Origin of the sequence: Shimia biformata (assembly GCF_016888515.1) — a bacterium.
Taxonomy (GTDB): Bacteria; Pseudomonadota; Alphaproteobacteria; order Rhodobacterales; family Rhodobacteraceae; genus Shimia_A; species Shimia_A biformata.
Map to the genome: position 1 here is coordinate 1822692 of NZ_JAFEJK010000001.1, position 14950 is coordinate 1837641.

Genomic DNA, 14950 nt, shown 5'->3' on the forward strand with positions numbered 1-14950 from the left:
CGAGGCACGCGCCGCCAGTAAGTCATTGGCGCCTGCGAAAATGACCGCGCCTAACCGTCCGTCGCTCCAAATGTGCGGCTTCTGTACTGGCTCGCCTGTGGTGAGATGTTGGTGGCGGCCTGCAAAAAGAACTTGCGCTCGCCACTCCCCCCATCATCGTCGCCTGCGACGATGATCGCGCCCGACCCGCCCCCCAGGGCGGGCGCGTTCCGCTCCCACCCTCGGGATCGGGCGCTGGGTTTGTTGGGAAGCGGAAACGTAGGGGATACCCAAACTTTGAAATGACATCCTTGGGTTCGGTGGGTTGGAGCCTCACCTTATGGTTTTGTATTAGTTTCGTCGATTCGCTAGCGTTCAAACTTAGCGTCGTCGGAAGAGTGAGGAGGTAGACGATAAAGTACACCCCATCTTATTCCAAAAGCGTTCTTTCTTACCGGAAGCGGTAAATGAAACAGCAGCAAGTTTAAGAACGCCGAAGCAACTAAAAACAGGCCAATGCCGCCGCAAATGGTTTCAACAATGTGGCTGTTTTTTGACGAGACAAGCAACTGCAATTCTCTCGATACATATGCTGCGGCCAAAAAAGTGGAAGCATCGCGGAGAAAATCGAGAGCAACATAAAAACACCAAGCAGGGTACTCGTCGGCAGCCGTTCTTTGAAATAGGAATTGATGAAATGAGGGATTCCCAGCGCATTTCGGCTACCACCTTCGATAACATCATAGGTTGTCGCGGAAAAACCATTCAGCAGAAGCCGTGTGGAGACCGAGTTCTTCAGGCTCATTGAGGTTGACAAATGATTGAATTGCATCGAGCCGACAAAGATCACGTAGGCTAGAAATGCGAAGTAAAACTCTGCTGCAACTCCAATCGAATACTTGGAGATAGTTAGTTCAATTCGACCATCGTTTTCTAGAGAAGTCGCGATTAGGTACATTAGAAAGATTGTACCAGTGGTTTTGACGAAGTCAGTAATTGCTTCGTCTTGTATGCGGCCACAAAGCTTGAACATGACAGGCCACTGAATTCGCTCACGTTGCAGGTAGCGCACAGTCGTGTGGAACTCATGCATTTTCAGACGTTTTAGGGACAGACACTTTGGGCGCCTATACATCCAACTCCTCCACGAACCTCGCATTCTCCTGAATATACTCAAACCGCTTCTCGGGCTTCTTGCCCATCAGACGTTCGACCAGGTCATCCGTCTCTCCCGGCACTTCGTCGTCGATCCTCACCCGGATCAGTTTCCGCGTCGCGGGGTTCATGGTGGTGTCTTTGAGGTCTTTCGCGTCCATTTCGCCCAGACCCTTGAAGCGCGAGACGTCGATCTTGCCCTTGCCGCCCAGACCCTTGGTCAGCCATTCGTCGCGTTCCCGTTCGTCCAGACAGTAAACCCGCTTGGCCCCCTGGGTCAGGCGATAGAGCGGCGGGCAGGCCAGATAGAGATGCCCGTGGTCGATCAGGGGCCGCATCTGGGTGAAGAAGAAGGTCATCAAAAGCGAGGCGATATGCGCGCCGTCGACATCGGCGTCGGTCATGATGATGACCTTGTCATAGCGCAGGTCGTCGACGTTGAAGCGCGAGCCGAGGCCAACCCCCAGCGCCTGTGTCAGGTCGCTGATCTCCTGGTTCGAGCCGAGCTTCGATGACGCCGCGCCCAGCACGTTCAGGATCTTGCCGCGCAGGGGCAACAGGGCCTGCGTCTTGCGGTCCCGCGCCATTTTTGCTGATCCACCCGCCGAGTCGCCCTCGACGATGAACAATTCGGTGCCGTCGCGGTTGGTGGCGGAACAGTCGACCAGCTTGCCGGGCAGACGCAGCTTTTTGGTCGCCGATTTGCGCTGGGTTTCCTTTTCCTGACGGCGGCGCAGCCGTTCCTCGGCCCTGAGAACAAGGAAGTCGAGGATCGCGCCGGCGGATTTCGTGTCTGCCGCCAGCCAGTTGTCGAAATGGTCGCGCACAGCGTTCTCGACCAGTTTCTGCGCCTCGACCGTGGCAAGGCGGTCCTTGGTCTGGCCGACAAATTCTGGCTCTCGGATGAAGCACGAGACCAGAGCGCAGCCGCCCGTGGTCAGGTCCTCGCGGGTGATCTGGCCCGCTTTCTTGTTGTTTACCAACTCGCCATAGGCGCGGATGCCCTTCAGGATCGCGGCCCAGAACCCGGCCTCATGGGTGCCGCCTTCGGGGGTGGGGACGGTGTTACAGTAGGACTGGATGAACCCGTCGCGCGACGGCGTCCAGTTGATCGCCCATTCGACCTTGCCCGGCGTGTTGAACCGTTCGGTAAAATCGACGGTGCCGGCAAAGGGCTGATCGGCATAGGTGGACGAGCCGTTCATCGACTCGCGCAGGTAATCGGCCAGCCCGCCGGGGAAGTGGAAGGTCGCCTCGACCGGGGTTTCGCCATCGTCGATCTCGGTCTTCCAGCGGATTTCAACGCCCGAGAACAGGTAGGCCTTGGAGCGGATCGACTTGAACAGGCGGGCGGGTTTGAAGCGGTGGTGGCCAAAGATCTCGGGGTCGGCATGGAAAGTGACGGTGGTGCCGCGCCGGTTGGGGGCGGCGCCGACCTTTTCGACCGGACCCAGCGGGATGCCGCGCGAGAACCGCTGTTCCACCAGCTCCTTGTTGCGCGCGACCTGCACGACCATCGAATCCGAGAGCGCGTTCACCACGGATGCGCCAACCCCATGCAGACCACCCGAGGTCTGATAGGCCTTGCCCGAAAACTTGCCGCCTGCGTGCAGGGTGCAGAGAATGACTTCCAATGCCGATTTGCCCGGAAACTTGGGGTGCGGATCGGTGGGGATGCCGCGCCCGTTGTCGCGCACGGTCAGCGAGTAATCGCTGTGCAGTTCCACCTCGATCCGGTTGGCATGGCCCGCAACCGCCTCGTCCATCGAGTTGTCGAGGATCTCGGCAACCATGTGATGCAGCGCGCGTTCGTCCGTGCCGCCGATATACATGCCGGGGCGTTTGCGGACAGGTTCCAGACCCTCCAGCACCTCGATGGATGAGGCGTCGTAGGACTGGCTGGCGGTATCGGCGAGAAGATCGTTGGCCATCGGCTGCTCATTCTTGGTCTTGGTTGGCGCATATTATGGCAGGGGGGGCGGGTTGGCGAAAGGGCAGAATGTCGAATTGGCGGGGCATGTGGGCCATATGCTGTGGATAAACGGCGCGGCCATGGCAGATGCGGTGGCCCGGAAGATGTGGCCGTGACACATGATTTCTTGATGTGCCTCAAGGCGCGGGGCGGCGGTCTGCGCTATGATTGCGCCGACATCAGTGAAAGGGACCCCATGACCGCAAAGCCTGCGACCGAAAAAGCTGCATCCGAAATGTCGAAAGAGAATGGCGCCGCAACCCCGTCCGACACTCTGTCCGACACGGCCACGGCGCCCCACGCGGTAACGGGCAGGGCCCCGACCGCCGAAGAGGTGCGCCGCGCCTTTGAAAGCGGCGAATACCCTTATGAAACCCGGCTGTCGCGGCGGTCTTACGAGCATCAGAAGGCCAGGCTTCAGGCCGAGCTGTTGAAGGTCCAGCACTGGGCGCAGGAGACCGGGCAGAAATTCGTGATGCTGTTTGAAGGGCGCGACGCGGCTGGCAAGGGCGGCACGATCAAGCGGTTCACCGAACATCTGAACCCGCGCTCGGCGCGCGTGGTCGCGCTGAACAAGCCGACGGATGAAGAGCGCGGGCAATGGTATTTCCAGCGCTATGTCGACCACTTGCCGACCGCTGGTGAGATCGTCCTTTACGACCGCTCCTGGTACAATCGCGCCGGGGTTGAACGGGTCATGGGCTTCTGCGAGCCGCATGAATACCTTGAGTTCATGCGCCAGACCCCGGACCTTGAGCGTATGTTCGTGCGCTCGGGCATCCGGCTTTACAAGTTCTGGTTCTCGGTCACGCGGGACGAACAGCTGGCCCGGTTCAAAAGCCGCGAGAGCGATCCCCTGAAGCAATGGAAACTGTCACCCATCGACAAGGCCAGCTTGGACAAATGGGACGATTACACCGAGGCGAAAGAGGCGATGTTCTTCTATACAGACACCGCAGACGCGCCCTGGACGGTGATCAAATCCAACGACAAGAAGCGCGCACGCCTGAATTGTATGCTGCATTTCCTGAATTCTCTTGACTATCCCGGCAAAGACCCCAAGATCGCCCACGCGCCCGATCCCTTGATCGTCAACACTGCCAGCCACGTGATCCATCGCTCGGATCACATCCTCGGGAAGTCACTGCATCCTGAAAATCGGCGAAGCTAGGCGGTCCACCCGGACGGGGCGCAACGGGCTTAGGCTCATCGGTGTGCGCTGGGTTCAGAGGAGGGGACGCAGCGCATCCTGCACCGGTTTGAGCCGGGAAAAGGCGGTCATGATCGTTTTGGTCAGGCCGCCTTTTTCGACCTCAGCCGGGGACAGATCAAACCACATCGCCAGCCCCTTGCGCCGCAGAAGATCGCCGCGGGGATGGTCCTTGTCATAAGGCGCTGGGACACGTTTCAGGGCGGGTTCGTCCAGCCGCGCACCAAGCGCCTGTACCGCGTCGATGATGGCGGCAATCCCGGCCCCCTCGGGCCCGTCGACAGCGGCGCGCCAGTTCATCAGCGCGTCTTTTTCAAATCCCATGACCCCGGCACCGATCGAGATATAGTCCGGGGAAATCCCGAAGAACCATGCCAGCGGCTGCTGCCTGCCGACAGCGCTGGTCCAGAGCATGTGCAGATGCGTGTGATAGGGCGTCTTGTCCTTGGAAAAGCGCACGTCCCGTTGCGGGCGGAACAGTTTTGTTGTCACGGGATCGCCCGTCATCTTGCCCAGATCCCCCGCAATCTGATCGAGAAGCAGCAACGCGGGCGCTTTCAAGTCCCTGTCATATCGCGCTTTTTGCGTATTGAACCAGTCGCGCGTGTTGTTTGTGTCCAGTTCACCCAGAAAGGTCCGGGCATCCGGGATCAGCGTATCAAAGGCGTCGGTCATGGGCGGCTCCGGGTTTTGTCTGCTCCACCCTAGCGCGAGTGTCCGCCGTTCCAAAATCACATGCTTGCCAGTCCCGTGAAACAGACATAAGCCTGTCTGGTGAGCGAACAGATGACATATCCCGAACACCTCAGGGCGATCCTGCGGTTGGGCCTGCCGTTGATCGGCGGGCATGTGGCGCAGATGGCCATCGGCCTGACCGATACCGTCATGCTGGGCTGGTATTCGGTCGAGGCGCTGGCGGCGGTGTCGATCGGCGGCAGCTTCTTCTTCGTGCTTTTCATCTTCGGCTCGGGTTTTGCCATGGCCGCGATGCCGCTTGTCGCCAATGCCGCCGCGCAGGATGACGCGACCTCGATCCGGCGGGCGACGCGCATGGCCATGTGGCTGTCGGTGGCCTTTGGCCTGATCGTTTTGCCGATCTTCCTGTTCTCGGGGCCGCTCCTGCTGGCGCTTGGCCAGACGGAAGAGGTCTCGGCCACCGGGCAAAGCTATCTCAGGATTGCCGGGCTGGGCCTGTTGCCCGCGCTTCAGGTCATGGTGTTCAAGAACTACCTTGCGGGGCTGGAACGGACGCGGGTCGTGTTCTGGGTCACGGTGATTGGCGCCGTGGTCAATGCCTTTGCCAACTATGCGCTGATCTTCGGCAACTGGGGCATGCCGGAATTGGGAGCGCGCGGGGCCGCGATCGCCTCGGTGCTGGTGCAGGTGGTGTCGCTGATCGGCGTGATCCTTTACGCGCTGCGGGTCTTTCCCGACCACCGCCTTTTCCGTCGCGTCTGGCGGCCCGATGTCACCTTCCTGTCGACCGTGTTCCGCCTTGGCCTGCCCATTGGCCTGACCATGCTGATGGAGACGGGGCTCTTCGCAGCCTCATCCGTCATGATCGGCTGGATCGGCACCGTGCCGCTGGCGGCGCATGGGATCGCGCTTCAGATCACATCGGTCTTTTTCATCATCCATGTCGGTCTGGCCAATGTCGCCACCGTGCGCGCCGGCAATGCCATCGGGCGCAACGACCCGGACCACCTTGCGCGCGGCGCAAAGGCGGTGATTGCGCTGATGACGGTGCTGGCGCTGGCGGCGATGGTGCTGTTCTTCGTCGTGCCCAAGGTGATGATGCTGCCCTTCATCGACCCGAGCGAACCCGCGCGGGACGAGATCCTCGCCATCGGCGCGACCCTTCTGATGGTGGCGGGGCTGTTCCATTTTGCAGACGCCGCGCAGGTCGTGGCGCTGGGCCTGTTGCGCGGGGCGCAGGACACGCGCGTGCCGATGTATATGGCCGCCTTCAGCTACTGGGTGGCGGGCATGCCGTTTGCCTATGTTCTGGGGTTCCCGCTGGGGATGGGCGGGGTCGGTGTCTGGCTGGGTCTCGCGCTGGGCCTGTTCCTTGCGGGTGGTCTGTTCATGTGGCGGTTCTGGCGGGTGATCCTGCCGCGCATTGCCGCCGGGACCAGCAGCGCCGCCTAACCCTTGCCGCCCTTGATCAGCCGGTCCGCCTTCTTGCGCACCAGAACCGAGCGCAGGTCGTGCATCGCCAACAGAAGCGCATCCGTGACCTCGTCCAGCTGTTCTTCCGTCGCGCGGGTCTGGGCCCAATGCGCGGTCAGGTTCAGGTAATCCACCGCCCGGAAGATATCGTCGATGTCACGATGGGCCAGCACCTCTTGCCGGTCTTCCATCCATGCGCGGATCTCTTCCAGATCCTCATCCGTCAGCACGCGGTCGCCATGCGGCTTGATCTCGCCATTTCGGATATTGACGACCGCGATCTGGTCCATGTCGATCCGGCGCTGGCGGTTCTCGGTGTCGATCCGAAACACCACCGCGCCGTTGTCACGGACGCGGAAGAAATAGTCGGGCAGTTCGCCGCTCATGTCGTCCCCTTCATTTCAGCGACGCGCAGAAGGCCTGTATCCGGGTGCAGGCCGTGGTCAGCGCCTCGTCGGAAGTAGCGTAGCTGACACGGAAATTCGGCGAAAGCCCAAAGGCCGCACCAAAGACCACCGCGACGTCGGCCTCTTCCAGAAGCGCGGTTGCAAAGGCTTCGTCGCTGTCGATCAGCGTGCCGCGCGGGGTGGTCTTGCCGATCAGCCCGGCGATGGAAGGATAGACATAAAACGCGCCCTCGGGCGTCGGGCAGGTGATGCCGTCGATCTGCGACAGCATCTTCACCACCAGGTCACGGCGACGCACGAACATCTCGTTATTCGGGGCCAGGAAATCCTGCGGCCCGTTCAGCGCCTCGACCGCCGCCCACTGGCTGATAGAGCAGGGGTTCGAGGTCGACTGCGACTGGATCTTGCGCATCGCCGCGATCAGCTCTTTCGGACCGGCGGCATAGCCGATCCGCCAGCCGGTCATGGCATAGGCTTTCGATACGCCATTGCAGGTCAGCGTGCGGTCATAAAGCGCCGGTTCAACCTCGGCCGGGGTGCAGAACTGAAACCCGTCATAGGCCAGGTGTTCATACATGTCGTCGGTCATCACCCAGACATGCGGGTGACGCATCAGCACATCCGTGAGCGCCTTCAACTCGTCGCGGGAATATCCCGCGCCGGTCGGGTTCGAGGGCGAGTTGAAGATCAGCCACTTGGTTTTCGGCGTGATCGCCGCCTCAAGCTTTTCCGGTGTCAGCTTGAAGGCGTTTTCCAGCGTCGCCTCGGCAATCACCGGCGTGCCACCGGCCAGAAGCACCATGTCGGGATAGCTGACCCAATAGGGCGCAGGGATCACCACCTCGTCACCGGGGTTCAGCGTCGCCATCAGCGCGTTGTACAGGATCTGCTTGCCGCCGGTGCCAACCGAGACCTGCGCCGGTTCATAGTCCAGCCCGTTGTCGCGCTTGAGCTTGGCGCAGATCGCCGCCTTTAGTTCGGGGATACCGTCAACGGCGGTGTACTTGGTCTTGCCCGCCTCGATCGCGCGCATCGCGGCGTCCTTGATATTCTGCGGCGTGTCGAAATCCGGCTCGCCCGCGCTGAGGCCGATCACGTCGCGCCCCGCCGCCCGCAACTCGGCCGCCTTGTTGGTCATCGCGATGGTGGGCGAAGGTTTGACGCGGGAAAGTGTCGCGGAGAGGAAGGACATCGGGAACCTCGTTTGTAATCAGTTGGCCCTTGTCTTAGGGTGCGCGGGAATTTGGCACAAGACGCAAGCTTGGCAATGCAAAAAGGAATGAGGATCACATGACGCAGAAACAGGACGGGACCGATCAGGGGCAGGACTGGTTCAGCGATGACGTGGCCACTTTCGGCGACCGGCTTTCGGCAGCGCGCCATGCGGCGGGTCTGAAACGCGCCGAGTTCGCCAAGCGGCTGGGGGTCAAGAAAGTAACCGTCGCGGATTGGGAAAACGACATCTCGGAACCGCGCGCCAACAGGCTGCAGATGATGGCAGGGCTGCTGAATGTGTCGGTCGGCTGGCTGTTGAACGGCGAGGGCGACGGTGTGGTCCCCGAGGACAACGGAACGGGCGGGCCGGATGCGGCCATTGCGGCGCTTCTGTCGGATATCGGGGCGATCCGCACCCGGATGAAAGCCGACCTTGACCGGCTGGGCCGGATCGAGTCGGCCTTGAAACAAAGGTTGAAAGACGATGACTGAGACCCGTGAAAACCGTCTGAAGCGGATGAAAATGCGGTCGATGCGCCGCGGCATCAAGGAAATGGACATCATCCTGACCCGCTTCGCCGAGGACAATCTCGACGCGATGGAAGACGCCGCGCTGGACCTCTATGACGCGCTTCTGCACGAAAATGACCAGGACCTCTATCAATGGGTTACGGGTCAGGCGGCAGCACCAGAACGGTTCGCGGGTCTGATCGGCGATATCTCGGTTGCGATCAGCGGCGCAGAATAGGTCGCATTTTAGCGGCCTCCGTTTCACTTAACCGATTGTTCGGCATTTTATTCCAGTTTCCGGCAAAGCGTTGTTTGTCGGAGAGGGATATGAGCATTCATTCACAACTGGCCCCGCAGCAGGGGAACGGGGCCAAGGCCAAGGGCTTCATGGGCGGCTATCTTGAGGCGCTGTCGCTGGTCGAGCGGCTGCACCGGCTGCTGCTGGATGTCATCAAGGATGAGTTTGAGCGCGTCGGCGTGCTTGAGATCAACGCGGTGCAGGCGTTGTTGCTGTTCAATGTCGGCGACAATGAGGTGACGGCGGGCGAATTGAAAAGCCGCGGCTATTACCAGGGATCGAACGTCAGCTACAACCTGAAGAAACTGGTCGAACTTGGTTTCATGCACCACCAGCGCTGCGAGATTGACCGCCGGTCCGTCCGGGTGCGCCTGACCCCGCGCGGGCGTGAAATCCGCGATGTGGTCGCCACCCTGTTTGAACGTCACGCCGACGGGATCGAGGCCAAGGGCGTGCTGGACCTTGCCGGGATCGAAGGCATCACCCACGACCTGAAACGGGTCGAACGCTATTGGACCGACCAGATCCGCTATATCTATTGACCGCGTGGGGGCCGTCCGCCGGGTTGTCGCGGTTGTGTTTTTGTCAGTTCGGACGTGTCCATCTGTGACACCGTCAGCCCCTGTAGCTCTCGTTTCAGTTTGCGGATCATGGCGGCCTCGAAATCCTCGAAGCCGCCCGCCATCTCGACAAAGGCATCCGGCCCCGAGACCACATAGGCGCGGTAATATTCCGCCAGCCGCTCAAGCTGGGCCTGCCAGTGGGCGGCCGTGTCGCGCAGCCCCTCGCGCTGGGCCCCGATCACCAGCCCGTTGACCGTGATCCCTGCGGGATGGGGCATCTGGCGCGGATGGGTGCCTGCATTGGCATAACCGTCCCCGGACAGGTCCAGCGTGCGCTTCCAGCAGTCGGGTTTTTGCGCCAGAAGTGCCGCGCCAAAGGCAATGGCCGCGCTGATCCCGGTCGAGGTTTCACCGCCTTGCCGCCCCATATCCCGCAGCCCCGCGGCGATGGTCAGGATATCCGCCTGTGACGTGATCGCCTGCCAGCCAACCAGAAGCCGCTGGGTGCCGACCCCGCTCCATTCAAAAATGGCAAGGGAAACCGGCGGCAGGCCCGGCGCCAGCAGCGCCTCTTGGACTTCCGGGTCCAGAAGCGCGCTCGCCAGCCCGTCGAACTGGATTCGGTATTCGGCGCTGTCCACCGAGCCCGAGACATCCAGCCCCAAGGCCAGCGCCTGCCGGCATTGCGCCGCCGCCACGGTCGCGGTCAAAAGGCACAGGATCATCGCCAGCACGTATCTCATGGCCGCACCTCCAGAAGCCCAAGCGTGGGCGGGCGCAATTCGCGTTCAAGTTTCCTGCGCATCGCGCGCTCGAAATCATCAAATCCGTTGGCGATTTCCAGAAAGGCACCCGGCCCGTGCAAAACCTGGGTCCGATAATAGTCCAGCAGGTCCAGCTCTCCTTCGAAATCGGCGGCGTTGATCGCCAACCCGTTGACCGTAACGTCCTGAAACGGAAAGGCGGCATAGGCTTCGGCTGCACCGAACCCCTCGTTGTTCTTGCCGTCCCCGCTGATGTCGACGGTGCGGAACAGGCAGGGCGGCGCGGCCCCGAGGCGGGTTGCGGCAAAGCCAAGCGCATGTCCCAGCGCGGTGGGAAACTCCTGGGTCGAGCGGGTCGAGCGCGCCAGCCTTTCCGCCGCCCGGACCAGCGCGCCGCGCGAGTCGATCAGCACCCAGTCCAAAAGGATCTTCTGGTTCCAGCGCCCGCTCCACTCAAAGACCGACAGGGCCACGGGTTGCGGCGCGGCAAAAAACGCGGCTTCGACCTCTGGCGCGATCAGGGCCGCCGCCAGCCCCTGGCGTTGCAATGCGTCCTCGGTCGCATCCACCGAGGACGACACATCCAGCGCCAGCACAAGCGCCAGCCGGCAATCGGCGGTCGCGGCGCTGGCCCAGAACATCAAGACCGCCGCGTAAACCCTTACCAGTGGCCAGTATTTTCCATGCTCACCCATGGCTCCGCCGGTTCAAGCGACTCTCCCATTTGCAGCAGTTCGACCGAGATGTTGTCGGGCGACCGCACAAAGGCCATGCGCCCGTCGCGCGGTGGCCGGTTGATCGTCACGCCATTGTCCATCAGGTGCTGGCACATTTCGTAGATGTTCTCGACCTCATAGGCGAGATGCCCGAAATGGCGGCTGTCCGAGGGCAACCCGTCGTCGCCATCCCAGTTATAGGTCAGTTCGACCGGGCAGTCCTCTTGTCCGGGAGGCGCCATGAAGATCAGCGAGAACCGCCCCGCGTCACTGTCGTAGCGGCGCGTTTCCTTCAGGCCCAGCAGCGCGAAAAACGCCATTGTTTCTTCAAGGTCCTTCACCCGGACCATGGTGTGCAAGTACTTGATCTGCATGTCGTCTCCTGTCTGTGTTTGGCGATAGTCTAGGTTTTGGGGCCCGAATGTCGAGAGGCAGCCAGAGAAGAAAAAATCGGCGGCAAACTCTTCATTCTGCGGGTGGCATCTGACGTGCTACCATATATTGTGGTTTGGCCCCCGGTGAAGATTCGCGGGCAGGCAGCAGAAGCGGAGGATGACGTGCAGCAGTATCATGACCAGTTGAAGCTCATTCTTGAGACCGGGGAAGAAACAACCGACCGCACCGGCACCGGGACGATCTCAACCTTTGGCTTGCAGGCGCGGTATCGTCTTGCCGACGGTTTCCCGCTGGTGACGACGAAGAAGCTGCACCTGCGCTCGATCATTCACGAACTGCTGTGGTTCCTGTCGGGCGATACAAACATCACCTATCTCAAGGAAAACGGCGTTTCGATCTGGGATGAATGGGCCGATGAAAACGGCGATCTTGGTCCGGTCTATGGCCACCAATGGCGCCATTTCCCCAAGCTGATCCCGGCGGGGCAGGTCGAAGGCCGCGAGGTGTTCCACGCCGGCGAGGTCGACCAGATTGCCGAACTGGTCGAGATGATCAAGACCACGCCCGACAGCCGCCGCCTGATCGTGTCCGCCTGGAACCCCGGCGACGTGCCGGAAATGGCGCTGCCACCCTGCCATACGCTGTGGCAGGTCAAGGTGCTGAACGGCAAGCTGCATCTGCAGCTTTACCAGCGCTCGGCCGACATGTTCCTGGGCGTGCCGTTCAACATCGCGTCCTATGCGCTGTTGCAGGTGATGCTGGCGCATGTGACCGGGTATGAGCCGGGCGACTTCGTGCATACGATCGGCGACGGGCACATCTATTCCAACCATGTCGAACAGGTGAAACTGCAGCTCAGCCGCACACCCAAACCGCTGCCGCAGATCAGGATCGCGCGCGACGTGCGCTCGATCTTCGATTTCAGATACGAGGATTTCGAGGTGCTGAACTATGATCCCGATCCGGGCATCAAGGCGCCGGTGGCGGTCTGAGCCATGCTGACCCTGATTGTTGCCCGTGACCGGAACGGGGCCATCGGCAAGGCCAACACGATCCCATGGCACGCACCCGAAGACCTGCGGTTCTTTCAGCGCGAAACCCTCGGTGGTGCGATCATCATGGGGCGCAATACCTGGGACAGCCTGCCGGTCAAGCCGTTGAAAAACAGGTTCAATATCGTGGTTTCGTCGCAGCCGGACCTGTGCGAGACCGTGGTGCCGACGCTGGAATCCGCCATTCAGCGCGCCGAGGCCGAGGGCTATCGTCGTCTCTACGGGATCGGTGGCGCGCGGGTTTATGGAGGGCTTCTGCCACGGGCCGACCGGCTTCTGGTGACCGAGGTCGATCTTTCGGTTGAGGGGGCGGATACGCATTTCCCGGACTTTGGCGCGGATGACTGGCGTCAGATCGGAAAGCTGGACCTGCGGTCAGAGGCCCCGAGATGCACCGTGCATGAGTATCTTCGTCGCTGAAACCTGAACGCATTGTTTCCGATATGGAAATTGATCACGACAATCCCGGGCGATAGTCTTGGATGGTTGATCAATCGAATATGGAAAATCATTGCGATGTCCGCTGTTAAGGTCTTTTCAATCCTCTCCCTGATATCCATGCCGGGTTTGTCCCTGGCCGAGGAAAGCGCCAGCACGGTTTTGCCCGCCAATCCGGTCTGGGCTTATGACAGTGCCGAAAACCATTGTCCCGATGGGATGCAGCCCGTCACCAATGGCGATGGGGTCGGGTGTGGGGTGCCCAACCAGGCCGTCAGCTATCAGGTTGCGACACGATCCCATGCACCGCGCCGCGGTTCCGGCGTGGTGTGCCCGGTTGGTGAAAAGGGGTGTTACACGCGCTGAAACAGCGGGTGTTCAGGCCAGCCTGACCTCGCCCGCCATTTCGCGCCCGTCTGGGCCGGATGTCAGTTCAAACTCGACCTTCTGGTTCTCGGTCAGCGCCTCAAGGCCGGATTTCTGCACGACAGACACATGCACAAACACGTCCTTGCCGCCAGAATCGGGGGCAATGAAGCCATATCCCTTCGTGGTGTTGAACCATTTCACGGTGCCGGTCGGCATACCGCTTCTCCTTCCATTCAGTCAAAGCCCCGGGGGAAAATGCTGCGTGTTTTCCCAATGGATCACGCATGAGGTAGGGCCGTCGTCTTCAATTGTTGTCAGAAAATACCAATTCCATCGCTAACAGTATGAAGATTGCACGGGATATGTAAAAAGCAAGCAAAACTGTAATCGGGCATCCGCCGAAGCGATGCCCTGTCAGACCGAGGAGTGCGGGCAGATCATGAAACTTTACGGGTTAAAGAACTGTGACACGTGTCGCAAGGCTTTGAAAGAACTTGATAATGTGACATTTGTCGATGTCCGCGATCAGGGCGTTCCGGCACAAACTCTGTCGCGTGCCTTTGACCAATTCGGGGGCGCGCTGCTTAATACGCTGTCAACGACATGGCGCGGTCTTGACGCCGATGAGCGCGCGAAACCGCCACTGGAATTGCTGACGGCGCATCCGACGCTGATGAAACGACCGTTGATCGAAAAGGATGGCGCGCTGTTCCTGGGCTGGAGCGACGCGGTGCGCGAGGCCCTTGGCTGAGGGGCGATCCGCCCTTATCTAGCGTGCCACAACAAGAAGGATAGCAACATGCGCAACGCGGCACTGGTTCTTGGGATCATCGCTGGGATCGTCGGAATGATCGTCGGCTTTTTCAGCTGGGGCTATACCGAAGTCATCGACCGCTATGGCGAGATCGAGGGCCTGGCAGAGCAGGTGAACAATGTCGGCCTGATCCGGGCGGGCGCGCTTCTTGCGCCGCTGTTGGCCATCGCAGGCGGCGCCATGGCACGGGCGCGGGCGCTCTGGGGGGGTGTTCTACTGTTGATTTCGTCGGCGGGCATGTATGCCGCCTTTGGCTTTAACGCCTTCACCATGTTCCCCATCGCCTTTGCCGGGCTTGCCGGGGTTCTGGCGATTGCAGCCGGCAAACCCGACGAACCCAAGTCACATTTCTAGGAGTCCAGGATCACACCGCTTGGCTTCGCGCCTTCAGGAACCGGTCCACTGACAGCGGACCCGCGCCCTTGAAGACAAGAACCAGAAGGATGGCGATCCAGAACAGGCGCTGGTCCAGGATCGCGCTGTCCTGGATGCGGTCGAACCACGCTCCGACCGTGGCCGAGTGTTCGATGGCCCGGTGGCCATAGAGATCCGTCAGGCTTTGCACGCAGATGAACCCGATCATGCCCAAAGCGGCAAGGCGGGTCAGGAAGCCAAAAAGGATCATCGCGGGCAGGATGAACTCGGCCAGTGTCCCGGCCACCACCACGGCCCAGTGCAGCACCGACATCTGGGACGTGTCATAGCCCACCGCCTCGAACGCACGCGGGAAAATCTGGGCATAGGCCCCCGCGCTGGGGCTGAAAACTCCAAGAAAACCGTCACCCACCTTGGTCAGCGCCGAATTCCAGAAATAGACCAGAAGCACCGCGCAGAACACGAAACGCGCCAGCGTGGGCAGCAGCCATTCGCTGCGTTCGATACGGGAAAAGGCGCGATTGTGCAGGGACAGCAGGGTATTCATG

At 60.9% G+C, this 14950-nt stretch carries 20 protein-coding genes; 10 read left to right on the plus strand and 10 right to left on the minus strand.

The features are described from left to right. Window positions 1-481: 481 nt before the first annotated feature. Together JQ863_RS08860 and parE are read right to left on the minus strand one after the other, a co-directional pair. Complete coding sequence (locus tag JQ863_RS08860; protein WP_204113926.1) at window positions 482-1072, minus strand: hypothetical protein; 591 nt, start codon at window positions 1070-1072, stop codon at window positions 482-484. A 34-nt stretch (window positions 1073-1106) separates the two neighbouring features. Next, a complete protein-coding gene (gene parE / locus JQ863_RS08865) occupies window positions 1107-3065 on the minus strand; it encodes a DNA topoisomerase IV subunit B (protein WP_204113927.1) in 1959 nt (652 codons plus the stop codon). A 237-nt stretch (window positions 3066-3302) separates the two neighbouring features. Between parE and ppk2 the strand changes: the two genes are divergently transcribed. Next, window positions 3303-4277 carry a polyphosphate kinase 2 gene (gene ppk2, locus JQ863_RS08870; RefSeq protein WP_420826277.1) on the plus strand — a complete coding sequence of 325 codons (975 nt, stop codon included), beginning with the start codon at window positions 3303-3305 and terminating at the stop codon, window positions 4275-4277. A 54-nt stretch (window positions 4278-4331) separates the two neighbouring features. Here the strand turns inward: ppk2 and JQ863_RS08875 are convergent, their stop codons facing one another. Further along, window positions 4332-4991, minus strand: a complete 660-nt coding sequence (locus tag JQ863_RS08875) for a TIGR02453 family protein (protein ID WP_204113928.1) — start codon at window positions 4989-4991, stop codon at window positions 4332-4334. A 99-nt stretch (window positions 4992-5090) separates the two neighbouring features. Here JQ863_RS08875 and JQ863_RS08880 point away from each other — a divergent pair, with 99 nt between their 5' ends. Further along, window positions 5091-6464 (plus strand): MATE family efflux transporter, encoded by a 1374-nt coding sequence (locus tag JQ863_RS08880; protein ID WP_338055506.1) that lies wholly within the window; start codon window positions 5091-5093, stop codon window positions 6462-6464. Here the strand turns inward: JQ863_RS08880 and JQ863_RS08885 are convergent. Next, a complete protein-coding gene (locus JQ863_RS08885; RefSeq protein WP_204113929.1) occupies window positions 6461-6871 on the minus strand; it encodes a hypothetical protein in 411 nt (136 codons plus the stop codon). The genes JQ863_RS08880 and JQ863_RS08885 overlap by 4 nt on opposite strands. Window positions 6872-6881: 10 nt before the next feature. Beyond that, complete coding sequence (locus JQ863_RS08890) at window positions 6882-8084, minus strand: pyridoxal phosphate-dependent aminotransferase (RefSeq protein WP_204113930.1); 1203 nt, start codon at window positions 8082-8084, stop codon at window positions 6882-6884. Window positions 8085-8182: 98 nt separating this feature from the next. Between JQ863_RS08890 and JQ863_RS08895 the strand changes: the two genes are divergently transcribed. The 3 genes from JQ863_RS08895 (at window position 8183) to JQ863_RS08905 (ending at window position 9457) form a co-directional block, all read left to right on the plus strand. Beyond that, complete coding sequence (locus JQ863_RS08895) at window positions 8183-8599, plus strand: helix-turn-helix domain-containing protein (RefSeq protein WP_204113931.1); 417 nt, start codon at window positions 8183-8185, stop codon at window positions 8597-8599. Further along, on the plus strand, window positions 8592-8855 hold the full coding sequence (locus JQ863_RS08900) for a succinate dehydrogenase assembly factor 2 (protein ID WP_204113932.1): 264 nt from the start codon (window positions 8592-8594) through the stop codon (window positions 8853-8855). Before JQ863_RS08895 ends, JQ863_RS08900 begins: the two co-directional genes overlap by 8 nt. An 89-nt stretch (window positions 8856-8944) precedes the next feature. Beyond that, window positions 8945-9457, plus strand: a complete 513-nt coding sequence (locus tag JQ863_RS08905) for a MarR family winged helix-turn-helix transcriptional regulator (RefSeq protein ID WP_204113933.1) — start codon at window positions 8945-8947, stop codon at window positions 9455-9457. Here JQ863_RS08905 and JQ863_RS08910 read toward each other — a convergent pair. The 3 genes from JQ863_RS08910 to JQ863_RS08920 are packed head-to-tail and all read right to left on the minus strand — an operon-like array spanning window position 9451 to window position 11332. Then, a complete protein-coding gene (locus JQ863_RS08910; RefSeq protein WP_204113934.1) occupies window positions 9451-10221 on the minus strand; it encodes a DUF1194 domain-containing protein in 771 nt (256 codons plus the stop codon). The genes JQ863_RS08905 and JQ863_RS08910 overlap by 7 nt on opposite strands. Then, complete coding sequence (locus tag JQ863_RS08915) at window positions 10218-10937, minus strand: DUF1194 domain-containing protein (protein ID WP_204113935.1); 720 nt, start codon at window positions 10935-10937, stop codon at window positions 10218-10220. The genes JQ863_RS08910 and JQ863_RS08915 overlap by 4 nt, the downstream gene beginning before the upstream one ends. Then, entirely contained in the window at window positions 10904-11332 is a 429-nt protein-coding gene (locus JQ863_RS08920; protein ID WP_204113936.1) for a VOC family protein, read from the minus strand. Before JQ863_RS08920 ends, JQ863_RS08915 begins: the two co-directional genes overlap by 34 nt. Before the next feature lie 183 nt (window positions 11333-11515). On the opposite strand from JQ863_RS08920, the gene JQ863_RS08925 reads away from it, so the two are divergent. The 3 genes from JQ863_RS08925 to JQ863_RS08935 all read left to right on the plus strand — a co-directional run bounded on the left by JQ863_RS08925 (window position 11516) and on the right by JQ863_RS08935 (window position 13210). Beyond that, complete coding sequence (locus JQ863_RS08925) at window positions 11516-12346, plus strand: thymidylate synthase (protein ID WP_204113937.1); 831 nt, start codon at window positions 11516-11518, stop codon at window positions 12344-12346. A 3-nt stretch (window positions 12347-12349) separates the two neighbouring features. Continuing rightward, window positions 12350-12826 carry a dihydrofolate reductase gene (locus JQ863_RS08930; RefSeq protein ID WP_204113938.1) on the plus strand — a complete coding sequence of 159 codons (477 nt, stop codon included), beginning with the start codon at window positions 12350-12352 and terminating at the stop codon, window positions 12824-12826. 138 nt (window positions 12827-12964) lie between these two features. Next, window positions 12965-13210 carry a hypothetical protein gene (locus JQ863_RS08935; protein WP_204113939.1) on the plus strand — a complete coding sequence of 82 codons (246 nt, stop codon included), beginning with the start codon at window positions 12965-12967 and terminating at the stop codon, window positions 13208-13210. Between the two features lie 12 nt (window positions 13211-13222). Here JQ863_RS08935 and JQ863_RS08940 read toward each other — a convergent pair whose 3' ends face one another. Continuing rightward, a complete protein-coding gene (locus JQ863_RS08940; RefSeq protein ID WP_204113940.1) occupies window positions 13223-13429 on the minus strand; it encodes a cold-shock protein in 207 nt (68 codons plus the stop codon). A 223-nt stretch (window positions 13430-13652) separates the two neighbouring features. Here JQ863_RS08940 and JQ863_RS08945 point away from each other — a divergent pair, with 223 nt between their 5' ends. Further along, window positions 13653-13964: an ArsC/Spx/MgsR family protein gene (locus JQ863_RS08945; protein ID WP_204113941.1), complete on the plus strand. Its 312-nt coding sequence runs from the start codon at window positions 13653-13655 to the stop codon at window positions 13962-13964. A gap of 48 nt (window positions 13965-14012) precedes the next feature. Continuing rightward, window positions 14013-14381 carry a hypothetical protein gene (locus JQ863_RS08950; protein WP_204113942.1) on the plus strand — a complete coding sequence of 123 codons (369 nt, stop codon included), beginning with the start codon at window positions 14013-14015 and terminating at the stop codon, window positions 14379-14381. A gap of 10 nt (window positions 14382-14391) precedes the next feature. Here JQ863_RS08950 and JQ863_RS08955 read toward each other — a convergent pair whose 3' ends face one another. Beyond that, window positions 14392-14949: a DoxX family protein gene (locus JQ863_RS08955; protein ID WP_204113943.1), complete on the minus strand. Its 558-nt coding sequence runs from the start codon at window positions 14947-14949 to the stop codon at window positions 14392-14394. Window position 14950: the final 1 nt, after the last annotated feature.